The 18,420-nt window shown below is 35.9% G+C and carries 20 protein-coding genes and 1 tRNA gene; 8 read left to right on the top strand and 13 right to left on the bottom strand.

What is annotated here, in order from left to right:
- Nucleotides 1-5: 5 nt before the first annotated feature.
- Together IEW94_RS10920 and gpmI are read right to left on the bottom strand one after the other, a co-directional pair.
- A complete protein-coding gene (locus IEW94_RS10920) occupies nt 6-419 on the bottom strand; it encodes a BT0820 family HAD-type phosphatase (protein WP_188652892.1) in 414 nt (137 codons plus the stop codon).
- A gap of 45 nt (nt 420-464) precedes the next feature.
- A complete protein-coding gene (gene gpmI / locus IEW94_RS10915) occupies nt 465-1,982 on the bottom strand; it encodes a 2,3-bisphosphoglycerate-independent phosphoglycerate mutase (protein ID WP_188652889.1) in 1,518 nt (505 codons plus the stop codon).
- 250 nt (nt 1,983-2,232) lie between these two features.
- Between gpmI and IEW94_RS10910 the strand changes: the two genes are divergently transcribed.
- Both IEW94_RS10910 and IEW94_RS10905 read left to right on the top strand, forming a co-directional pair.
- Nucleotides 2,233-2,622: an ankyrin repeat domain-containing protein gene (locus IEW94_RS10910; protein WP_188652887.1), complete on the top strand. Its 390-nt coding sequence runs from the start codon at nt 2,233-2,235 to the stop codon at nt 2,620-2,622.
- A gap of 197 nt (nt 2,623-2,819) precedes the next feature.
- Nucleotides 2,820-2,892 (top strand) — tRNA-Gly (locus IEW94_RS10905).
- Nucleotides 2,893-2,923: 31 nt separating this feature from the next.
- Here the strand turns inward: IEW94_RS10905 and pepE are convergent.
- Nucleotides 2,924-3,631, bottom strand: coding sequence for a dipeptidase PepE (gene pepE / locus IEW94_RS10900; protein WP_188652885.1), 708 nt, complete (start codon nt 3,629-3,631; stop codon nt 2,924-2,926).
- A 112-nt stretch (nt 3,632-3,743) separates the two neighbouring features.
- On the opposite strand from pepE, the gene IEW94_RS10895 reads away from it, so the two are divergent.
- From IEW94_RS10895 to IEW94_RS10875, 5 genes are all read left to right on the top strand, one after another.
- The gene (locus IEW94_RS10895; protein WP_188652883.1) at nt 3,744-4,532 is read left to right on the top strand and encodes a carboxypeptidase-like regulatory domain-containing protein; all 789 of its coding nucleotides are present in this window, start codon (nt 3,744-3,746) and stop codon (nt 4,530-4,532) included.
- Complete coding sequence (locus IEW94_RS10890) at nt 4,532-5,305, top strand: carboxypeptidase-like regulatory domain-containing protein (RefSeq protein WP_188652881.1); 774 nt, start codon at nt 4,532-4,534, stop codon at nt 5,303-5,305. Before IEW94_RS10895 ends, IEW94_RS10890 begins: the two co-directional genes overlap by 1 nt.
- 69 nt (nt 5,306-5,374) lie before the next feature.
- Nucleotides 5,375-5,878 (top strand): DUF6702 family protein, encoded by a 504-nt coding sequence (locus IEW94_RS10885; protein ID WP_188652880.1) that lies wholly within the window; start codon nt 5,375-5,377, stop codon nt 5,876-5,878.
- 110 nt (nt 5,879-5,988) lie between these two features.
- Nucleotides 5,989-8,295: a M1 family metallopeptidase gene (locus IEW94_RS10880; RefSeq protein WP_188652878.1), complete on the top strand. Its 2,307-nt coding sequence runs from the start codon at nt 5,989-5,991 to the stop codon at nt 8,293-8,295.
- A 77-nt stretch (nt 8,296-8,372) separates the two neighbouring features.
- A complete protein-coding gene (locus tag IEW94_RS10875; protein WP_188652876.1) occupies nt 8,373-8,660 on the top strand; it encodes a Sec-independent protein translocase subunit TatA/TatB in 288 nt (95 codons plus the stop codon).
- On the opposite strand, the gene IEW94_RS10870 is transcribed toward IEW94_RS10875, so the two are convergent.
- The 9 genes from IEW94_RS10870 to kynU form a co-directional block, all read right to left on the bottom strand.
- On the bottom strand, nt 8,657-9,301 hold the full coding sequence (locus IEW94_RS10870; protein WP_188652873.1) for an O-methyltransferase: 645 nt from the start codon (nt 9,299-9,301) through the stop codon (nt 8,657-8,659). The two genes, IEW94_RS10875 and IEW94_RS10870, sit on opposite strands and share 4 nt — an antisense overlap.
- Nucleotides 9,301-10,383, bottom strand: a complete 1,083-nt coding sequence (locus tag IEW94_RS10865; RefSeq protein ID WP_188652871.1) for an amidohydrolase family protein — start codon at nt 10,381-10,383, stop codon at nt 9,301-9,303. Before IEW94_RS10865 ends, IEW94_RS10870 begins: the two co-directional genes overlap by 1 nt.
- 5 nt (nt 10,384-10,388) lie before the next feature.
- A complete protein-coding gene (locus IEW94_RS10860; RefSeq protein ID WP_188652869.1) occupies nt 10,389-10,922 on the bottom strand; it encodes a 3-hydroxyanthranilate 3,4-dioxygenase in 534 nt (177 codons plus the stop codon).
- A 113-nt stretch (nt 10,923-11,035) separates the two neighbouring features.
- A complete protein-coding gene (locus tag IEW94_RS10855; RefSeq protein WP_188652867.1) occupies nt 11,036-11,818 on the bottom strand; it encodes an SDR family oxidoreductase in 783 nt (260 codons plus the stop codon).
- 54 nt (nt 11,819-11,872) lie between these two features.
- On the bottom strand, nt 11,873-13,315 hold the full coding sequence (locus IEW94_RS10850; RefSeq protein WP_188652865.1) for an aldehyde dehydrogenase: 1,443 nt from the start codon (nt 13,313-13,315) through the stop codon (nt 11,873-11,875).
- Complete coding sequence (locus IEW94_RS10845; RefSeq protein WP_188652863.1) at nt 13,316-13,735, bottom strand: GNAT family N-acetyltransferase; 420 nt, start codon at nt 13,733-13,735, stop codon at nt 13,316-13,318. It abuts the gene before it with no gap.
- A 9-nt stretch (nt 13,736-13,744) separates the two neighbouring features.
- On the bottom strand, nt 13,745-14,155 hold the full coding sequence (locus tag IEW94_RS10840) for a RidA family protein (protein ID WP_188653082.1): 411 nt from the start codon (nt 14,153-14,155) through the stop codon (nt 13,745-13,747).
- A 247-nt stretch (nt 14,156-14,402) separates the two neighbouring features.
- Nucleotides 14,403-15,815 carry an FAD-dependent oxidoreductase gene (locus tag IEW94_RS10835; RefSeq protein WP_188652861.1) on the bottom strand — a complete coding sequence of 471 codons (1,413 nt, stop codon included), beginning with the start codon at nt 15,813-15,815 and terminating at the stop codon, nt 14,403-14,405.
- The gene (kynU, locus tag IEW94_RS10830) at nt 15,808-17,079 is read right to left on the bottom strand and encodes a kynureninase (RefSeq protein ID WP_188652859.1); all 1,272 of its coding nucleotides are present in this window, start codon (nt 17,077-17,079) and stop codon (nt 15,808-15,810) included. Before kynU ends, IEW94_RS10835 begins: the two co-directional genes overlap by 8 nt.
- A 115-nt stretch (nt 17,080-17,194) precedes the next feature.
- Here kynU and IEW94_RS10825 point away from each other — a divergent pair, with 115 nt between their 5' ends.
- The gene (locus tag IEW94_RS10825) at nt 17,195-17,614 is read left to right on the top strand and encodes a (4Fe-4S)-binding protein (protein WP_188652857.1); all 420 of its coding nucleotides are present in this window, start codon (nt 17,195-17,197) and stop codon (nt 17,612-17,614) included.
- A 132-nt stretch (nt 17,615-17,746) separates the two neighbouring features.
- Here IEW94_RS10825 and IEW94_RS10820 read toward each other — a convergent pair whose 3' ends face one another.
- Nucleotides 17,747-18,415, bottom strand: a complete 669-nt coding sequence (locus IEW94_RS10820; protein ID WP_188652855.1) for a hypothetical protein — start codon at nt 18,413-18,415, stop codon at nt 17,747-17,749.
- Between the last annotated feature and the right edge of the window lie 5 nt (nt 18,416-18,420).

Below are 18,420 nucleotides of genomic sequence, written 5' to 3'. Positions count from 1 at the left end.
GGATACTATTTAAAGAAATCAAAGAATCCTTTCTTTTTGTTTTGTTGTTGATTTGGAATGTCTTCAGGTCCTATAAGCATTTGGTAAATTTCACCCCAGCCTATAAATCCACCAATATTTCTATCGTCAATAAACAAATCAGCATGAATTTTTCTGCTAATGGAATCATCATACTGTTCTTCGGGGAAACTCTTATTTACAGCATAAAAAAAGACACCGTTATTTTCACAAAAATTAACGGCATCTTCAAGTTTGTCACCAGTTCTGTAAGTCCATAGTATGAGCCTATGTCCTTCTTCCTGTAGTTTTTTTAAGGTTTCAAAAGCAAATATAATTGGTTTACCAATGTTTGGGTAATCGTCTTCCACAATGGTTCCATCAAAGTCAACCGCAATAATAAGCTTATCGTTAAAATTCATTGTACAAAACCATTTGGTTGCTGTAAATGTACAATAATTATTTTTTTAAACTAATGAATGCCTTGTCATGGCCTCTGGTTGTTCAATTCCCATAAGTTTAAGGATGGTAGGCGCAATATCACCCAAAATCCCATCTTTTACATGTTTGAGTTCTTTATCAATTAAAATTACTGGAACAGGGTTTGTGGTATGTGCCGTATTTGGTGAACCATCAGGATTGATCATGGTTTCGCAATTGCCATGATCGGCAATCAAAATAGTGGTGTAGCCATTGTCAAGAGCTGTTGTTACCACATCTTTTACACATTCATCAACCGCTTCACAAGCTTTTATGGCTGCCTCCATGACACCGGTGTGGCCTACCATATCCCCGTTAGCAAAATTCAAACACACAAAATCAACATCACCTTTTTGTAATTCTGGCACCAAAGCATCCCGCAATTCATAAGCACTCATTTCTGGTTGTAAATCATACGTGGCTACTTTTGGTGAATTTCGTAAAATTCTTGTTTCGCCTTTAAATGGTGTTTCTTGTCCACCAGAAAAGAAAAACGTAACATGAGGGTATTTTTCTGTTTCGGCAATACGGATTTGTTTTTTATTGTGTTTTTCTAAAACTTCACCCAAAGTTTCGGTTAGATTGTCTTTATTGAAAACAACATGGATGTTTTTAAAGCTATCATCATAATTGGTAAGCGTTACATAATATAAATTTAATTTATGCATGTTTTGCTCATGGAAATCTTTTTGTGATAAAGCCTCGGTAAGTTCACGTCCGCGATCGGTCCTAAAGTTAAAAAAGATAACCACGTCACCATCTTTAATTTTGGCAACAGGTTGGTTGTTTTTGTCAACCATGACGATGGGTTTAATAAACTCATCGGTGACGTCATTCTTGTAATTGGCCTCCATAGATTCTGTTATGTTGGTAGAGAAATCACCAATTCCGTTTACTACGGCATCATAAGCCAATTTAATACGTTCCCAACGTTTATCCCTATCCATGGCATAATAACGACCTGTTACAGATGCCAGTTTACTGTTTGTTTTATCTAATTGATCCTCCAATTCAGTTAAAAAACCATAACCGGATTTAGGATCAACATCACGGCCATCTGTAAACGCATGGACATAGGTGTTTGTTAAACCAAAATCATTGGCCGCTTCCAGTAAACCAAACAAATGATTGATATGGGAATGTACGCCACCATCACTCAATAGACCTAAAAAGTGAACATCTTTATTATTGTCCTTTGCATATTTAAAGGCATCAACTAAAACTTGTTCTTTATTAAGGGTTTTGTTTTTTACGGCTAGATTTACTTTCACTAAGTCTTGGTATACAATTCTCCCAGCGCCAAGATTCATGTGCCCAACTTCACTGTTTCCCATTTGCCCTTCGGGCAATCCTACATGCAAACCATCGGTGCGCAAGGAGGCATTAGGGTATTTTGTATAAAGAGAATCTATAAATGGTGTGTTTGCATTATCAATGGCAGATACTTTGGGATCGGGTGATTTTCCCCATCCATCAAGTATCATTAAGATGACTTTTTTGTTCATGTTTTTAGATGATTTTAATAGGTATCAAAGATAATGAAGTTTCATAAGAAAACCCTTAAAATGGCTTTCCGAAATACTTATTTATTAGTAGGGTTTTCGATAATTTTTTAAGTTAAAGTATGGAATGATTGCATAAAATGAAATGTTAAAAAAACGTTATTGTCTGGTTCTTTCTGTAACACATTAAAAAAACAGTCGTCTCTTTAGTATATCAAAAAACGAATCAATAATCAAATTAAAATCTTTCATCATGAAAAAAACAATCATTATTTCTGCAATCGCATTATGTTTTTCAGTTGTCACTGTAAACGCCAAATCCCTTAACAGTGTTGTTAATGATAACACGTTAGTATCTGTATTTAAAGTAAGTCCATTTTGTGTTTCAATAGCCAAAGGTGATTTTGAAACCGTAAAAAAACTGTTGGATCTAGGAGCTGATGTGAATCAAAAATCCAATGGAATGACCCCTGTAATGTATGCTGCTAAGTATAACAGGACAGAAATCTTAAAGTTATTAATTTCAAAAGGCGCTAATCTAAAAGCAAAATCAGACAAAGGGATGACTGCAGCCGATTACGCAAAATTGCACGGCGCAACAGATGCTCAAGCCATTATTGAAGATACTTTAGATAAAAAATAATTAAAAATCCATATAATTATTTTGAATTAGTCAATTGAAAAGCCTTGTTAAACAAGGCTTTTTTATGGTTTAGAATTTCTTTTTTTTAATAAAATCAAAGTTTGAAAGCCTTAAAATTTTAGGGTGATATTTTTTGTGAAACTCTATTTTTTTTCTTGTAAATGACAAAATAGATTTTATATATTTGTAACAGAATTGCGGGAGTAGCTCAGTTGGTAGAGCGTCAGCCTTCCAAGCTGAATGTCGCCGGTTCGAACCCGGTCTCCCGCTCAAGAAGCTTCATCAAAAAGATGAGGCTTTTTTATTTTAAAGCGTTTAATTCTGTTTCTGGTTCTACCTCATAAGGCTTTTTTTGGTATTCAAAAACCCGTGCAGATAAGGAGCCTTTTAAAACTATTGAATGATCTTTTACCAATAGCCAACTCCCTTCACGAAGACCAATCACAGGATTGGTGTTAAAATTGTGAAATTCTTGTATGCGTGTTTCCCTAGTTTCCCCCATATGCTTTGAAGTTGTATCTGGATCTAAATAGTGTGGATTTATATTAAAGGGAACCAATCCCAAAGCGTTAAAATTAGGTGGATACACAATCGGCATATCATTGGTGGTCTTTATGGTAAGTCCACAAATATTACTGCCGGCACTAGTTCCTAAATAAGGTGTTCCATTGTTTATGGCATCTCTTAAAACAGTCATTAAACCATGCTTATACAATTGATTTAACAATACAAACGTATTGCCTCCACCTACAAAAATGGCTTGAGCCTTTTCAATGGCAATAACTGGATTTTCAAAAGTGTGAATGCCTGTTACGGATTTATTGATTCTTGAAAAAGCATCTTTTGCCTTTTTGGTGTAATCATCATAAGATATGCCACCAGGCCTTGCATAAGGAATAAAAAGAATCTCATTAGCTTGATTAAAAAATAGCTTTAACTCGTCTAAAATATATTCTAAATAATCACTTCCGTGAAGCGTTGATGTGCTGGCTATGATGATATTTTTCATAAAAATTACTTTAGGTAAAATTAAGTATTTGTAGGGTTTAACAAAACTTTAAAGTATCTTTTCATTAACTTTAAGATTTGATAGCCGTTCTTTATCTTTTAAACCAATGTACGTGAAAAAAACAGTATCATTCCTAATTATTGTGTTCCTAATGGCTTCCGTAAGAAGTCAAACAGTAGAGCGTGTTGCTGTAAAGGGTGTCATTCTTACAACGAATACCGATATTGAAGGAATTACAGTTTTCAACACGTCATCAAACAAAGGTACTGTAACGAATAATAAAGGGGAATTTAACATTGCAGTCGCTTTAAATGACCGTATTGAGGTTTCGGCTTTACAATTTGAGCCTGTTGTTATTACTATAGATGATACCGTTATATCTTCAAAAGAATTAAAAATATTTTTACGAGAACATATTAATAATCTTGACGCCGTATTATTGACTTTCGGTCTTTCCGGGTATTTATTACAGGATATTAAAAACATAAAACCACCGCCTTCCATTGATATGGATTTTGGTAACATGGATGCTTATATGCTTTCTGTAGATAATGCGGTGGATAATCAAGTTATTGAAGATGCTTTGAATTCTGTGGTCAATAAGAACCAACTGTATAACGGTGTTAATTTTGTTGAAATATTCAAGCTGTTTTCCAAGCATAAAAAAAGGGCAAAGAATGACGACGCTTTACAATATGAACTAGAACAAAAAGAATTGATTGATGTTTATTCCCAAAAATATATAAGTGAAAGGTTTCATGTTCCGCAGGACTCTGTTGGTGCTTTTGTTGAATTTTTGAAATCAAATGGCATGACTCAAGAATTATTAAAGCCAGAACATGAAATGCAGCTTATAGAGTTTGTTACCGAGCAAAGTAAACTGTTTTTGAAAAAGGAATAATGGCAAAAATAAGGTGCTTTTTGTTTCTTTTGATAGGAACCCATGTGCAAGGTGCATTTTCGCAAACTGTTGAAATTCATGGTAAGGTAGAAAGTAGTCTTGATGTTGAAAACATCAATGTAATCAACAAAGCAGCTCACGAGTTTACAATAACAGATAGCGATGGGAATTTTAAAATCAGGGTACGTTTAAATGATACGTTACAATTTTCTTCCATTCAGCACAAACCCTACAGTGTTATTGTTGATGACAATTTGATAGCTAATAAATTTCTTGTAGTTCCGTTGGAAGAAAAAGTAAATCAATTAGATGAAGTTGTTGTTGGTAAAATTTTAACAGGAAACTTATTGTCTGATATCAAAAATATAGAAGGCGATCCACCGATAAACTTTTTTGATGTTGGAATTCCGGGTTATACGGGCAAGCCTGCAACCCAAAGTGAACGGCGATTGAATGAAGCAACAACAGGCAGTGGTATTGTTCCTTTAAACCCAATAATAAATGCCATAACAGGCCGAACAAAAATGTTGAAACAACATATTAAACTCGAAGAAAAAGAAGAACTTTTGCATAGTATAAAAACGCGGTTGTCAAAAGATTTTTTAATGTCCAATCCGTTGGATGCTGATTTGGTAAACGATTTTTTTTATTTCTGTGCCGATGATGAAAATTTTATCAAATACTGTAAAAATCAAACCGATTTTAAAATTCTGATCTTTTTAAGAATGAAATACAAACAGTATCTGGAAAATTTGAATGGCAATAAAGATTAACGTTTTGGAATGCTTTTTGACCAAATAAAATAAATTACTTTTGAACATAAAATAAGTTTTATAAACACGATGAAAACAATAAAAATTCTGCTGTTGGTGGTTGTATTGCCCTTAATGGCTTTTAAAGGCTTTCATAAATATTACATCAGTGTAACCCAATTGGATTATGTTGAAAACAAGGAATCCGTTCAAATAACATCACGTATATTCATTGATGATTTTGAGAAAGTGTTGCGTGAGCGATATGATGATAATATTGAGTTGGCTGTTAAAGATGAAAAAGCTAGCGTAAATGGTTATGTTGAAAAATATTTAAAAGATAAAATCAAAATCAAAATCAACGGACATGATGCCAGTATGGTTTTTATAGGAAAAGAATATGACAATGATATCATGCTGTGTTACATTGAAATCCAACACGTTAAAAAAATCAATTCAATTGAAATTACCAATCAAGTTTTGTTTGATTTATTTGAAGATCAACAAAATATGATAAAGACCAAGATTTACTCCAAACAAAAAGGGTTTTTATTAAACAAAAGCGATCAAACAGCCATGTTAAAATTTAATTAAAAAATATAGGTACAGATATGATTTTGTTATTTTTGAGACCCTTTTAATCAAATGATTTGAATGATTATTTGTTATGAAGGGAATCTATTACAAATAATTTAAAATCAATAATGAAAAAACCTATTTTTTATTTTCTTTCAGCTCTCTTAATCTCAGGAGGCGTATTGGCCCAAGACCAAGACCAAACAAAACCAAAAACAGGACATACAAACAATAACAAATTCAAACAATTGTATGATGAGTTTTCTACGCCCAATAGATACAGATCGGCTTCGGGTGCTCCTGGAAGCGATTATTATCAGCAAGAAGCAGATTATAAAATGGATATTGTGCTGGATGATGAAAACCAAAAAATATCTGGTTTTGAAACCATTACGTATACTAACAATTCACCAGATGAATTAAAATATTTATGGGTTCAATTAGATCAAAACAAACGTGCCAAAGATTCCAAATCACCACTTATTGAAGGTGATGGTGTGGCTCCCGTTCAACAAATATCAAAATTTGCCAATCGATATTTGAAAGATTCATTTGATGGAGGGTTTAATATTGAGGAAGTTAAAGCAACAAATGGGGCTTCCTTGCCCTATATGATAAATAGAACCATGATGCGTGTGGATTTGCCTAGACCATTGGCACATGGTGAAAAATATTCTTTTTCTATTAAATGGTGGTATAATATCAACGATCATGTTCCAGAAAGAGATCGCTCAGGATATGAGTATTTTCCTAAAGACGGCAATAGAACCTATGAAATAGCCCAGTTTTATCCTCGTATGGCGGTTTATAGTGATGTTGAAGGCTGGCAAAACTCCCAGTTTTGGGGGCGTGATGAATTTGCATTACCATTTGGAAACTTTGATGTAAACATTACAGTACCAGCCGATCATATTTTAGATGGAACAGGTGTTTTGATGAATAGAAAAGATGTATTCTCAAAAGTCATGATGGAACGCTATGAGAAAGCTAAAAAATCTTATAAAGAACCGGTTTTAATTGTTACACAAGCGGAAGCTGAACAAGCAGAAAAAGGATTTTCAAAAGACACCAAAACGTGGAAATTCCATGCTGAGAATGTGCGTGATTTTGCTTTTGCAACGTCAAGAAAATTCATTTGGGACATGATGGCCGTTAAAATAGGTGATAGAGATGTCATGGCAGTGTCATTATATCCTAAAGAAGGCAATCCACTTTGGGGAGAATGGTCTACCAAAACAGTGGCCGTTACCTTAAAAGCCTATTCAAGAATGACGTTTGATTATCCTTATCATAAAGCCATTTCAGTCCATGCCAAAAACCAAGGGATGGAATACCCTATGATTTGCTGGAATTATGGTCGTCCTAATGAAGACGGGACATACAGCAGCCGAGTAAAGTATGGTATGATGGGAGTTATTATTCATGAAGTTGGGCATAACTTTTTCCCAATGATTGTAAACAGTGATGAACGCCAATGGACCTGGATGGACGAAGGTTTAAATTCATTTCTTCAAACCATAGCCAAGAAAGATATGGGAGAAACGTATCCGGAAGCATTATCACCAGGCGATACAGTGTTTCCTGCCAGAAATAGTGATCCAACATCCATTATTCCATATATGGGAGGAAATCAAGATTATATTGCGCCCATAATGAGTAAAGGGTTGGATGTCTATAATTTTGGATCCAATGCGTATTCCAAACCAGCTGTGGGATTAACCATGTTGCGTGAAACCATTATGGGCCATGAACTATTTGATTATGCTTTCAAGGAATATGCTCACCGCTGGATGTTTAAGCACCCAACACCAGAAGATTTTTTCAGAACTATGGAAGATGCATCAGCTATGGATTTGGATTGGTTTTGGAGAGGCTGGTTTTACACAACAGATTGGGTTGATATAGGGGTTAAGGATGTTAAAAAATATTATGTGACCTCAAAACCTAGCCAAGATGGAGAAAAAATATTGGAACGTTATAAACGATACAATTTAAAAGCAGATGACTTTGTTTATTTATCAGAAGAAGGTACTGAAGGGGTCGATGCTAATCTAAAGGACAGTGATCCTTTAGAAAATAGTGTGCCGCTTAAGGAATATGTAATGGACAACTTCAGTAAAGAAGAAAGAGCCAACATGAAAGTGCCAAAATACTTTTACAATATTACATTTGAAAAACCAGGTGGCATGGTGATGCCAATAATTGTTAAATACAGTTATGCCGATGGCACTTCAAAAACAGTAACATATCCAGCTCAAATATGGCGTCTTAATGATAAAGAGGTCAGTAAAGCTGTGGCTTCAGATAAAGAAATTGTAAGTATTACTGTAGATCCAAACCAAGAAACATCGGATATTGATACCTCCAATAATTCATGGCCTAAAGAAATTAAACAGAGTGATTTTGATAAATTTAAAAGCGCTCATAAAAGTTAGATGAAAAATATTTTAAAAGCCGATTTTTTATAGTCGGCTTTTTTTTATTCTAATCAAACACTTAGTATATTTGCACTGTGATATATCAACCTACATTTTTATTCATTAGTGGTGCTGAAATAGCATTCATACTTTTTATTGTCGTCATGGTTTTTGGTGCCGATAAGGTGCCAGAAATTGCTAGAGGATTGGCTAAAGGCATGCGAACCCTCAAAGATGCTACTAATGACATTAAAAATGAAATAACCAAAAGTGCTGAAAAGAATGGCCTTGACTCCAGTATTACAAAAGAAATTGGAGATAATCTAAAAAAGGTTAAGGATGATTTAGAGGATTTTACAGGTTCTGTAAAACGTAAACTTTAGTCCAGTTTCCTGCTAATTGTTAAGCCATCTCTAATAGGCAATATAACCGTTTCAATTCGTTTATCCTCTTTTAAAAGCTTATTGTATTCAATTAAGGCCTTGGTATCCAGGTCGTCAGGTTTAATAGCTTCAATAACTTTGCCACTCCACAACACATTGTCAGATAAAATAACGCCACCGTTGTTTAATTTGTCTATAACAAGGTTGAAATACTTGGGATAATTTTCTTTATCGGCATCAATAAAGATAAGGTCAAAGTTTTTATCGAGTTTTGGAATGATTTCCAAAGCATGTCCCAGATGTTGAATGATTTGGTTTCCAAAAGGTGATTTTTCAAAATACTTCCGTTGAAAATCGACCAGTTCTTCATTGATATCAATGGTGTGTAATTCGCCTTCTTTTTGCATGCCTTCTGCCAAACACAAGGACGAATATCCAGTATACGTGCCAATTTCCAATATGTTCTTTGGGTGGACCATTTTTGAAATCAGACTTAAAACCCTACCCTGATAATGTCCGCTCAACATACGTGGCTGCAAGATTTTTTGGTATGTTTCCCTATTAAGTTCTTGGAGCAGTTTGGGTTCGTCTTCAGAATGGTTAGAAATATAATCGTCTAAATCTTCAGGAATAAAGTGCATTATGATAAAATTCTGTTCATTAATTGTTTCTTGGCCGTTTCATCATCACCGCATAGCCATTGTATCACATTGTCTTGCCAAATAGCATCGCGCTCGGTTTCAGTAATAATATGGCGCTCCATGGCAAGATCTAATATTTTACCGGGATATGACGATTGCTTAATACTTTCCATTTCGCCTAACGGATAAGGGTCATCCAATCCCATAAGTACTTGTTTGGCACCTTGGTTTTTAATCAATAATTCCAGAGAACCGGTATCATGGACCAAAGTATCAAAAAAGATATTTTTGTGGCCAACCGCTTTTCTGGGATGGTGTTTACCTTCAAATAAATCGGGTCTGCCATCAAATCCCTGGATACGCCTTCCTAAATTAATTTGTGCCAATTGGCCACCATGGGCAAAGCAGGTACGCATATTGGGATATTTTTCTTGATAGCCATTCAAGGTCAAAAAATGATAAGCATCGGCACATTGGGCCAACATCCAAATGAGATGAAAACGCCATGAGGTGTTCTCCAGTTTTATAAATTTTTCGCCATCATACGGGTGAATTTCAACAGCTAAATTATACTTGCTGGCCAGCTCAAAAATAGGTTCATTTTCTTCATCAAAAATACAACGCCAAGTACCAATGGTATCCATATAATGGGTAGGCAAACATAACAGTTGCATACCATGCGTTTCTACACAACGTTCAATTTCCCAGCAGGCACTCCGTACAAATCCGGGATGCACTACAAAACCACAGGTAAACTTGCTGGGGTTGTCATGTTGAATACGGGCATTAAAATCGTTTTGAAACCTAAGGGCCTGCTTCATTTCCTCAACGCGTAAACCATTACCGTAAAGTTGGGACAGGTTTAATACAACAGCGTGGTCAATGTTATAGCGTTCCATCCATTCCAGTTTTTCATGTAAAAAGAAACTGGAATCGGTCACTGGGCGACTCCAATCTTTTTGAAGCATGAATTTTCGGTCTTTATCAACCCAAAAAATCCCTTTCTCTCTCATGAAATCAGGAATTTCCTCAGGATAGGGCAATAAATGGGAATGGCCGTTAATACGCAGTTTAGGTGTCATAAAATTTAATCAATCTTTACTTTCTTGGGAGGTTCCATGGTTTTACCGCAATTAGGACATGTTCGTTTATCCAAGTCACCATAAAACTTATCAAAAATTTTAGGCATATCGGTCTCTATGTTTTTCACTGTAAAATCTTCTTCATAAAGTTTGGTAGTGCAATTTTCGCAAAACCAGACTAAGGCATCTCGCATGCCTTCAGGACGTTTGTACTCAATGACCAATCCCACTGTATTGGCGCCACGTTGAGGTGAGTGTGGTACTTTGGGTGGTAACAAGTAAATATCGCCTTCTTTAATGTGGACATCTTTTGGCGTACCATTATCAATAATCTTAAGGACTATATCTCCTTCCAATTGGTAGAAAAACTCAGGTGTTTCATTATAATGGTAGTCCTTTCTGCTATTAGGGCCACCAACAACCATCACTATAAAGTCGCCGTCTTTCCAAACCACTTTATTGCCCACGGGAGGTTTTAACAAATGGCGATGTTCATCAATCCATGCTTTAAAATTCAAGGGAGAAACTAAATGGCTCATAGTGTGTGTTTTTGAGCGTGCCGCTTTATTGTTTTTCATGCAATAAAGCGTCGGGCTTTTCGCGCTACATGGTAGCTCGCTTCAATCCCTCACGCGATTATTAAAATATAAAGTTACAAACTTTTTGTTCGTCCACCATCAACAGGAAGGTTAATTCCGTTAATATACCCAGCGGCTTCACTGGCCAAAAACACAATGGCATTGGCCGTTTCCTCAGGCTTGGCAAATCGTTTTGCGGGACTGTAGTTTTTCATGATTTTAGCCATATTCTCAACCGAAGTTCCTTCGGCATTGGCTTTTATTTTTATGATTTCATTAAGGCGTTCGGTTTTAGTAAAACCAGGTAACACGTTATTGACGGTAATACCAAATGGGCCCAATTCAACAGAAAGCGTTTTGCTCCAATTACCAACGGCCCCTCTGATGGTGTTGCTTACGCCAAGACCCGGAATGGGTTCTTTGACAGATGTGGAGATAATATTGACAATTCTGCCATAACCTTCCTCTTTCATAAACGGAATAACTGCTTGGGCCAAAACATGGTTGCATTTTAAATGTTGCGTAAAGGCATTATCAAATTCATCCAAGCTGGCATTTAAAATATCACCGCTTCTGGGGCCTCCAGTGTTGTTCACAAGAATATGGAATCCGTTTATGTTTTCAACAAATTTCAAGACTTGCTCTTGCAAGTCCCTGGGGTTTGAAAAGTCGGCCACAATAAGGCTGTGGTTCTCACTGTTGGGCATTTGGGCCAATACCTCTTTTAACTTCTCCCTGTTTCTGGCCACCAAGGTTACTTTGGCACCTTCATTTGCTAAGGCAATTGCTGTTGCTTTTCCAATACCGGCAGTGCTTCCGCAGACGAGTGCGTTTTTATTGTTTAAGTTTAAGTTCATTTTATTTATGTTATTATGTCGGGTCGAGTGGAGTCGAGAGATGACATAGTTATTTCAATATTTTATACACACATTTTTAGCTTCGGTAAAAAAACGTAAGGCTTCAAATCCGCCTTCCCTGCCAATGCCAGATGCTTTTACACCGCCAAAAGGGGTTCTTAAATCACGCATCATCCAGGTATTGACCCAGACAATTCCAGCTTGAATTTGGTTGCTCATACGCATGGTTCGTTTCAAATCGTTGGTCCAGATAGTGGCAGACAAACCGTATTTTACTTTGTTGGCCATTTGTAAAACATCATCTTCAGTATTAAATGGCATTATGGTCACTACCGGGCCAAAGACTTCTTCTTGGTTGATTCTACATTCATCCGTTGGAACTTCAATAACGGTGGGTTCTAAATAATACCCATTTTCATAACCTTTCACAATTACTGGTTTGCCACCACAAAGAATGGTTCCGTTCTCTTTTTTTGCAATGCCAATATAGTTCATCACTTTTTCAAGATGAGGTTTTGATACCAAGGCACCAATGTCTGTTTTAGGTTCAGATGGATGACCAACTTTCAATTGCTTTACTTTTTTAATAAAATCTATTTTGAACCGATCATAAATAGAAGCTTCCACAAAAATCCGGCTACCACATAAACAAATCTGCCCTTGATTGGAAAAGGAAGACCGAACGGTTGTTTCCAACATATCATTATAATCACAATCTGCAAAAATGATATTAGGGTTTTTGCCTCCCAGTTCCAATGATAATTTTTTAAACAAAGGAGCAGATACTTTAGCTATGTGGGCTCCGGTTTTGGTACCACCGGTAAATGAGACGGCTTTGATATCTGGATGTTCTATAATGGCTTGTCCAGTGGTTGTTCCCAAACCATGAACAATATTTAAAACACCTTTTGGCAAACCAGCTTCATTGCAAATATCTCCTAAAAGATAAGCGGTCAAAGGGGTGATTTCACTGGGCTTGGCAACCACGCAATTTCCGGCCGCTATGGCAGGGGCAATTTTCCAAGTGAACAAGTAGACTGGAAGATTCCAAGGTGAGATGCAACCCACCACACCGATGGGTTGTCGTAAGGTGTAATTGATGGCATCTTGCCCAACGCTTTCATGGCTTTCACTGGCAAATTGGGTAATGGCATTCCCAAAAAAGCGAAAGTTACTGGCCGCCCTTGGAATATCAACCGCTTTGGCCAAACTAATGGGTTTGCCATTGTCCTTACTTTCGGCTTCAGCAAAGCGTTGTAAATGGGTTTCTAATAATTCGGATATTTTTATAAGGATTCTGCTGCGTTCCTCCAACGTGGTTTGCGACCAAACAGGGAATGCTGATTTAGCAGCGATATAAGCATTCTCTACATCAGCTTTGGATGAGTTAGGAATTTTACCATAAACCTCTCCGCTAGCTGGGCAATAGTTATCCAGCCATTCATTACTGATTGGATCTTCATATTGACCGTTGATGTAGTTTTGGATGTTTTTCATTTAAATTGCCTTTTCAAACACTTTTTGTTCTTTGTTGAGACTAAAATTCATGTTATAGTAAAATTTGTGAGCTAGTTCACGTTTTGAGTTACAACGAACACGTATTTTTTTATCAGAACAAACATTTTCAATTTTTTTTACTAATTGTTTTCCTATACCATTTCCTCTTTCTTTTTCACAAACTATTAATGCCATTATTTCAGTAAAAGGAAGAGAGGTTAACCCTATAACTTGGGTTGAATGTATATATCCAACTAATTTGTTGTCTTTAATAGCTCCAAATAAATGGTGGTTGCCATCTTTTAAAATTGTTTTGAGTTGAACAAGTAAATCTTGTGGATTTATTATATAACCCAATTGATTTGAAAGACTGGCTATTGATTCAAAATCTTCTTTGACTAAGCTTCTAATTTCTACCATTTTGTTCAATCATTCACTTTTCTTATATGCCATCACTTTAATTTCTATTACCAAATCAGGATGTGGTAATTGGTGTACGGCCACTGTGGTTCTAGTTGGTCCTGATGCTGCGTCAAAAAATTCAGCATAGGCTTTATTATAGCCAGCAAAGTCATTCATGTTCACTAAAAATGAGGTTACATCTACCACATCTTTTAACGAGGCACCTTCTTTAGCTAAGTTTTTTTCAATATTTAAGAGCACTTCCCGTGTTTGGGCTTCAATGTTTAATCGTTTTGTTCCCATTTCGTCAATGATATCCACGCCGGCAATGGTATTATCAGCACGGCGCGAACTGGTGCCTGAAACAAATATAAAATCACCTACGCGTTTAGTGTGAGGATAGGCGCCTCTTGGGGTCACGGTTTTGTCTTTGCTCATAATCTTGTTCTTTTCATTCTGAACTTGTTTCAGAATCTCTTTGGTTTTTATTTGGTTCATTTTTGTCTTAACACAAAACGAACCAAAAAGGTCAAGTTGAAATAAGGAATTTTTCATTACATGAAAACCAAAAATAAAATCTAAATTTCCTCCAAGGCTTCAAAAATTCTTAAAGATTTTATTTTTATATTCTACATTTCAACGATATTGAGGCTGTGAATCGAATAAATTTATATTTAAATATACTCTATTTTAATCCAGCAATTCTATCATCTTCAAGAATGGCCTCGGTTTCAAATTTAACTTTATCTAAAATACTTCTCAAATCACCATTCAAATCAATTTTTTTGTCAGCCAACATATTTAAAATGGCTTTGTCCTGTGCCCGACCTTTCAACATGGCTTCTCTATAGCCAATGTTTTCATTAAATGTTACCAATGAATATTTTGATGTATATTCTTCTGGAAAATGTTGTTCTAAAGCCATTTCCAAGTTACGTTTTTCCCTAAACAAATCATGATTGACGTGTTCTTTCATTTCATGGAAATTATCAATGGCCAAATCAGCAATGGCATCGGTGTCTTTTTTACGCGTTCTTTCGTAGGCTTTAAAAATGGTTTCCCAATCACTTTTTGTGCTTGGGTTTTTGTGCTTTTCAAGAACAGTGTCAAATTCAACCACATCCTCAAAAGAAGCATTCATGCCTTGTCCGTAAAACGGAACTATGGCATGGGCTGCATCACCCATTAGCAAGGTGTTGCCCTTAAAATGCCAAGGCGAGCATTTTACGGTGCCTAAAGGGGATGTTGGGTTTTTGAAGAAATCTTCTATCAAATTTGGCATTAACTCAAGCGCATCAGGAAATTCTTTTTTGAAGAAATCGGTTACGTTTTCAGGAGTTGTAAGATTGCTGAAATTATACTCACCATCATCATGGCTTAAAAATAAGGTAACCGTAAAACTGCCATCTAAATTAGGCAAGGCTATGAGCATAAACGATCCGCGTGGCCAAATGTGCAAAGCGTTTTTATAGATTTTGTAATCACCTTCTTTTGTTGGAAGAATGGATAATTCCTTGTAACCATGTGTGAGGTAATCTTGTGAAAAACTAAACAGGAATTTTTTACCTAAATAATAACTTTTTCTCATGGCTGAACCAGCGCCATCAGTTGCAAAAATTACATCGGCATCTTCTACGAATTCTGTTTTTGATTCGTAATCATAAAATAGGGCTGTTGTATTTTCAAAATCTACTGATTTGCATTTTCTATTGAAGTATATAGATACATTTTCGTGTTTTTCAGCTTCATCTAAAAGCAAAGCATTAAGGTCTCCACGCGAAATTGAATTGATGTACTCATAATCCCGACCGCTATAATTTGATAAAAACGTGTTGCCATCTTTATCATGAATCATACGGCCGTTCATAGGGATACAAAGCGCTTTAACTTGATTTTCTATACCAACCAATTTCATGGCTTTGTTTCCTCTGTCTGAAAAAGCAAGATTAATGGAACGCCCAGCACTGATGTTTACTTTTCGCAAATCAGGGCGTTTTTCCATGACGGTTACATGATAGCCTCGTTGGCCTAAACGTAAGGCAAGAAGCGAACCACAAAGTCCAGCGCCAATAATCAATATATTTTGTTGTTTATTCATGTAATATGGTTTTCAAAGTATCAACCAAATGATAGACGTCTTGAAATGAATTATATAGCGGAACAGGCGCACAGCGAATCACATCGGGTTCTCTCCAATCGCTAATCACACCAGCTTGCGTTAATTTATGGTGCAAGCTTTTGTCTGCGTTTTTGACTTGGATTGAGAGCTGGCAACCACGTTCCTCTGGGTTTTGTGGCGTGATTATTTTAATGTGTTTATCATTAAGTTCATGAATCAAAAATTCAAAATAACCAGTCAGTTTTTTTGACTTTTCTACTAATTTTTTAATGCCAACTTTATTGAACATGTCCAAGGATGCTTTGATGGCGGCCATGGATAAAATGGGTGGATTGCTCAATTGCCAACCTTCAGCACCCGGCAATTGGTCAAAGTCGTCGCGCATTTTAAAACGGGTTTCTTTGTTATGGCTCCACCAACCTGTAAATCGGTTTAAGTCTTTTTTATGGGCATGGCGTTCATGGACAAAGCATCCGGCCAAACTGCCTGGTCCAGAATTCAAATATTTATACGTGCACCAAACAGCAAAATCGGCTCCCGAATCATGCAAATTGAGTTCTACGTTTCCAGCGCCATGGGCACAGTCAAAACCAACTATACAGCCATATTGATGGCCTAATTTAGTGATGCGTTTTAAATCAAAAAATTGCCCAGTGTAGTAGTTTACGCCTCCAATCATAACCAATGCAATTTCATGGCCATGTGCTTTGAAAATGGCTTCTAAATCATCATAATTAGCCAGTTCTTCACCAGCTCTTGCTTTCCAAAGAATCAAACCATCTTTATCATCAAAACCATGATGTCTTAATTGCGATTCAACAGCATATTTATCTGAAGGAAAGGCATCGGCTTCTATTAAAATTTTATAACGTGTTTTTGTGGGCTGGTAAAAAGACACCATCATAAGGTGCAAATTTACTGTTAAGGTATTCATGACTACCACTTCAATGGGTTTGGCGCCCACTATGTTTGCCATGTTTTCAGTTAAGTATTCATTATATTTTAACCATGGATTTTTTGCTTGTGTATGGCCTTCAACACCTAAATTTGCCCAATCTTCAAGTTCTTGGTCAATATATGCTTTTGTGGTTTTGGGCTGTAAACCAAGTGAGTTTCCGGTCATGTAAATCAATTCGTTTCCATGTGTGTCTTTTGGAATATAAAATTGATTCCTGTAAATGGATAAATCGTCATTGTGGTCTTGTTGTTTAGCGTAATCAAGACCTAACTTGTATTTTGACAAAGTATTTTGTTTTTGGTTTCTAACAAAAATAAGAATTCTAAAGTTAGAAAGGAAGACAGAAAGCCTGGATATTTAATGATTTCATTTTTTGTATATTTAATAAAAAAATAGGATTATGGGCAAAACAAAAGAATATAGCAATGGAGAAGTTACTGTAGTTTGGGAACCAGAAACATGCATTCACTCAGGCATTTGTGTAAAAGGCTTACCAAACGTTTTTAAACCTCAAGAAAAACCATGGATTAACATTAATGCCGCGTCAACTGAGAAGTTAGTAAATCAAGTAAAAGCATGCCCTTCTGGTGCTTTAAGTTTTTATATGAACGATAAAAAAGATCAGTCTGCTGAGCATTTGGAGACGAAAGTGGAAGTATTGGAAAATGGTCCGTTATTAGTTTACGGAACTTTAAAAGTAACCCATAAAGATGGCTCAACTGAATCCAAAAATAAAACCACGGCCTTTTGTAGGTGTGGTATGTCTGGCAATAAACCGTATTGTGACGGAACACATGTCAGAGAGGATTTTAAAGGCTGATTTTTACACAAAAAAAAAGAGCTTCAGTTTTTTTACTGAAGCTCTTTTGATATATATAGACGCATAACGCGGAAAATTTATACTTTATATACGTCTAAATAATAACTTTTGGATGTCAAATTTTTTTAAAAATTAGTTAAAAACAACCTTCACATTTGTGAAATACAGTTTAAAATTCCCTTCTGAATTTTTATGTTCTTTGGCTATTTTTAAACCATTAAAATCTTGATAATTGTCCCAAGACGTAATCATTGAAGGTTCTTTTGAATTCCCTTTTCTGTAAATCCATTCCTTGACCAGATAATCATCACCAAAATAAAAATCGTAAGCATCGCCTGGTGTGTAACCACCTTGGTTAGGATATGTCAAGGTTATTTTATTCATTATCGTTTTACTCATCGGGGCTTCTTCTTTAACAAGGTCTGAAATGGTTGTGCCTTTGTCCCAAACCAAATGAAACGGAGCCAATAACCAAAATGAGTCATTTATAAGGCTTTTGTCGGCATTCAAAGATGTGCTGTCAACAGCCATTTGTTTGTATGAAATGGTGTCTTTCCCAGAAATCAAGGTCACATCACCTGTTTTTGGTTGCCAACTCCATGAGCGTTCAAAATGAATTGTATCTCTGTCTACGTTAAAAGTGAAATCTATTTCAGATACATTTTTCCAGTTTTCAATACCATTGGCATTGGTTATTTTTTCTGCAAGTGTTTGTGATTTAATTTCGGGTTGTATCTTTTTATTTTGTTTACAAGAGATGCATGTGATTAGTATGGCAAGTATAAGGATGTGATTTTTCATCTGTT

Source organism: Yeosuana aromativorans (genome assembly GCF_014646655.1).
GTDB classification, from domain to species: Bacteria; Bacteroidota; Bacteroidia; order Flavobacteriales; family Flavobacteriaceae; genus Yeosuana; species Yeosuana aromativorans.
This window is presented reverse-complemented; position numbering and strand designations above follow the sequence as displayed.

Coding starts and splice junctions, on each gene's coding strand:
- IEW94_RS10920 (WP_188652892.1), bottom strand. CDS start 419: ATGAATTTTAACGATAAGCTTATTATTGCGGTTGACTTTGATGGAACC.
- gpmI (WP_188652889.1), bottom strand. CDS start 1,982: ATGAACAAAAAAGTCATCTTAATGATACTTGATGGATGGGGAAAATCA.
- IEW94_RS10910 (WP_188652887.1), top strand. CDS start 2,233: ATGAAAAAAACAATCATTATTTCTGCAATCGCATTATGTTTTTCAGTT.
- pepE (WP_188652885.1), bottom strand. CDS start 3,631: ATGAAAAATATCATCATAGCCAGCACATCAACGCTTCACGGAAGTGAT.
- IEW94_RS10890 (WP_188652881.1), top strand. CDS start 4,532: ATGGCAAAAATAAGGTGCTTTTTGTTTCTTTTGATAGGAACCCATGTG.
- IEW94_RS10885 (WP_188652880.1), top strand. CDS start 5,375: ATGAAAACAATAAAAATTCTGCTGTTGGTGGTTGTATTGCCCTTAATG.
- IEW94_RS10880 (WP_188652878.1), top strand. CDS start 5,989: ATGAAAAAACCTATTTTTTATTTTCTTTCAGCTCTCTTAATCTCAGGA.
- IEW94_RS10870 (WP_188652873.1), bottom strand. CDS start 9,301: ATGCACTTTATTCCTGAAGATTTAGACGATTATATTTCTAACCATTCT.
- IEW94_RS10865 (WP_188652871.1), bottom strand. CDS start 10,383: ATGACACCTAAACTGCGTATTAACGGCCATTCCCATTTATTGCCCTAT.
- IEW94_RS10860 (WP_188652869.1), bottom strand. CDS start 10,922: ATGAGCCATTTAGTTTCTCCCTTGAATTTTAAAGCATGGATTGATGAA.
- IEW94_RS10855 (WP_188652867.1), bottom strand. CDS start 11,818: ATGAACTTAAACTTAAACAATAAAAACGCACTCGTCTGCGGAAGCACT.
- IEW94_RS10850 (WP_188652865.1), bottom strand. CDS start 13,315: ATGAAAAACATCCAAAACTACATCAACGGTCAATATGAAGATCCAATC.
- IEW94_RS10845 (WP_188652863.1), bottom strand. CDS start 13,735: ATGGTAGAAATTAGAAGCTTAGTCAAAGAAGATTTTGAATCAATAGCC.
- IEW94_RS10840 (WP_188653082.1), bottom strand. CDS start 14,155: ATGAGCAAAGACAAAACCGTGACCCCAAGAGGCGCCTATCCTCACACT.
- IEW94_RS10835 (WP_188652861.1), bottom strand. CDS start 15,815: ATGAATAAACAACAAAATATATTGATTATTGGCGCTGGACTTTGTGGT.
- IEW94_RS10825 (WP_188652857.1), top strand. CDS start 17,195: ATGGGCAAAACAAAAGAATATAGCAATGGAGAAGTTACTGTAGTTTGG.
- IEW94_RS10820 (WP_188652855.1), bottom strand. CDS start 18,415: ATGAAAAATCACATCCTTATACTTGCCATACTAATCACATGCATCTCT.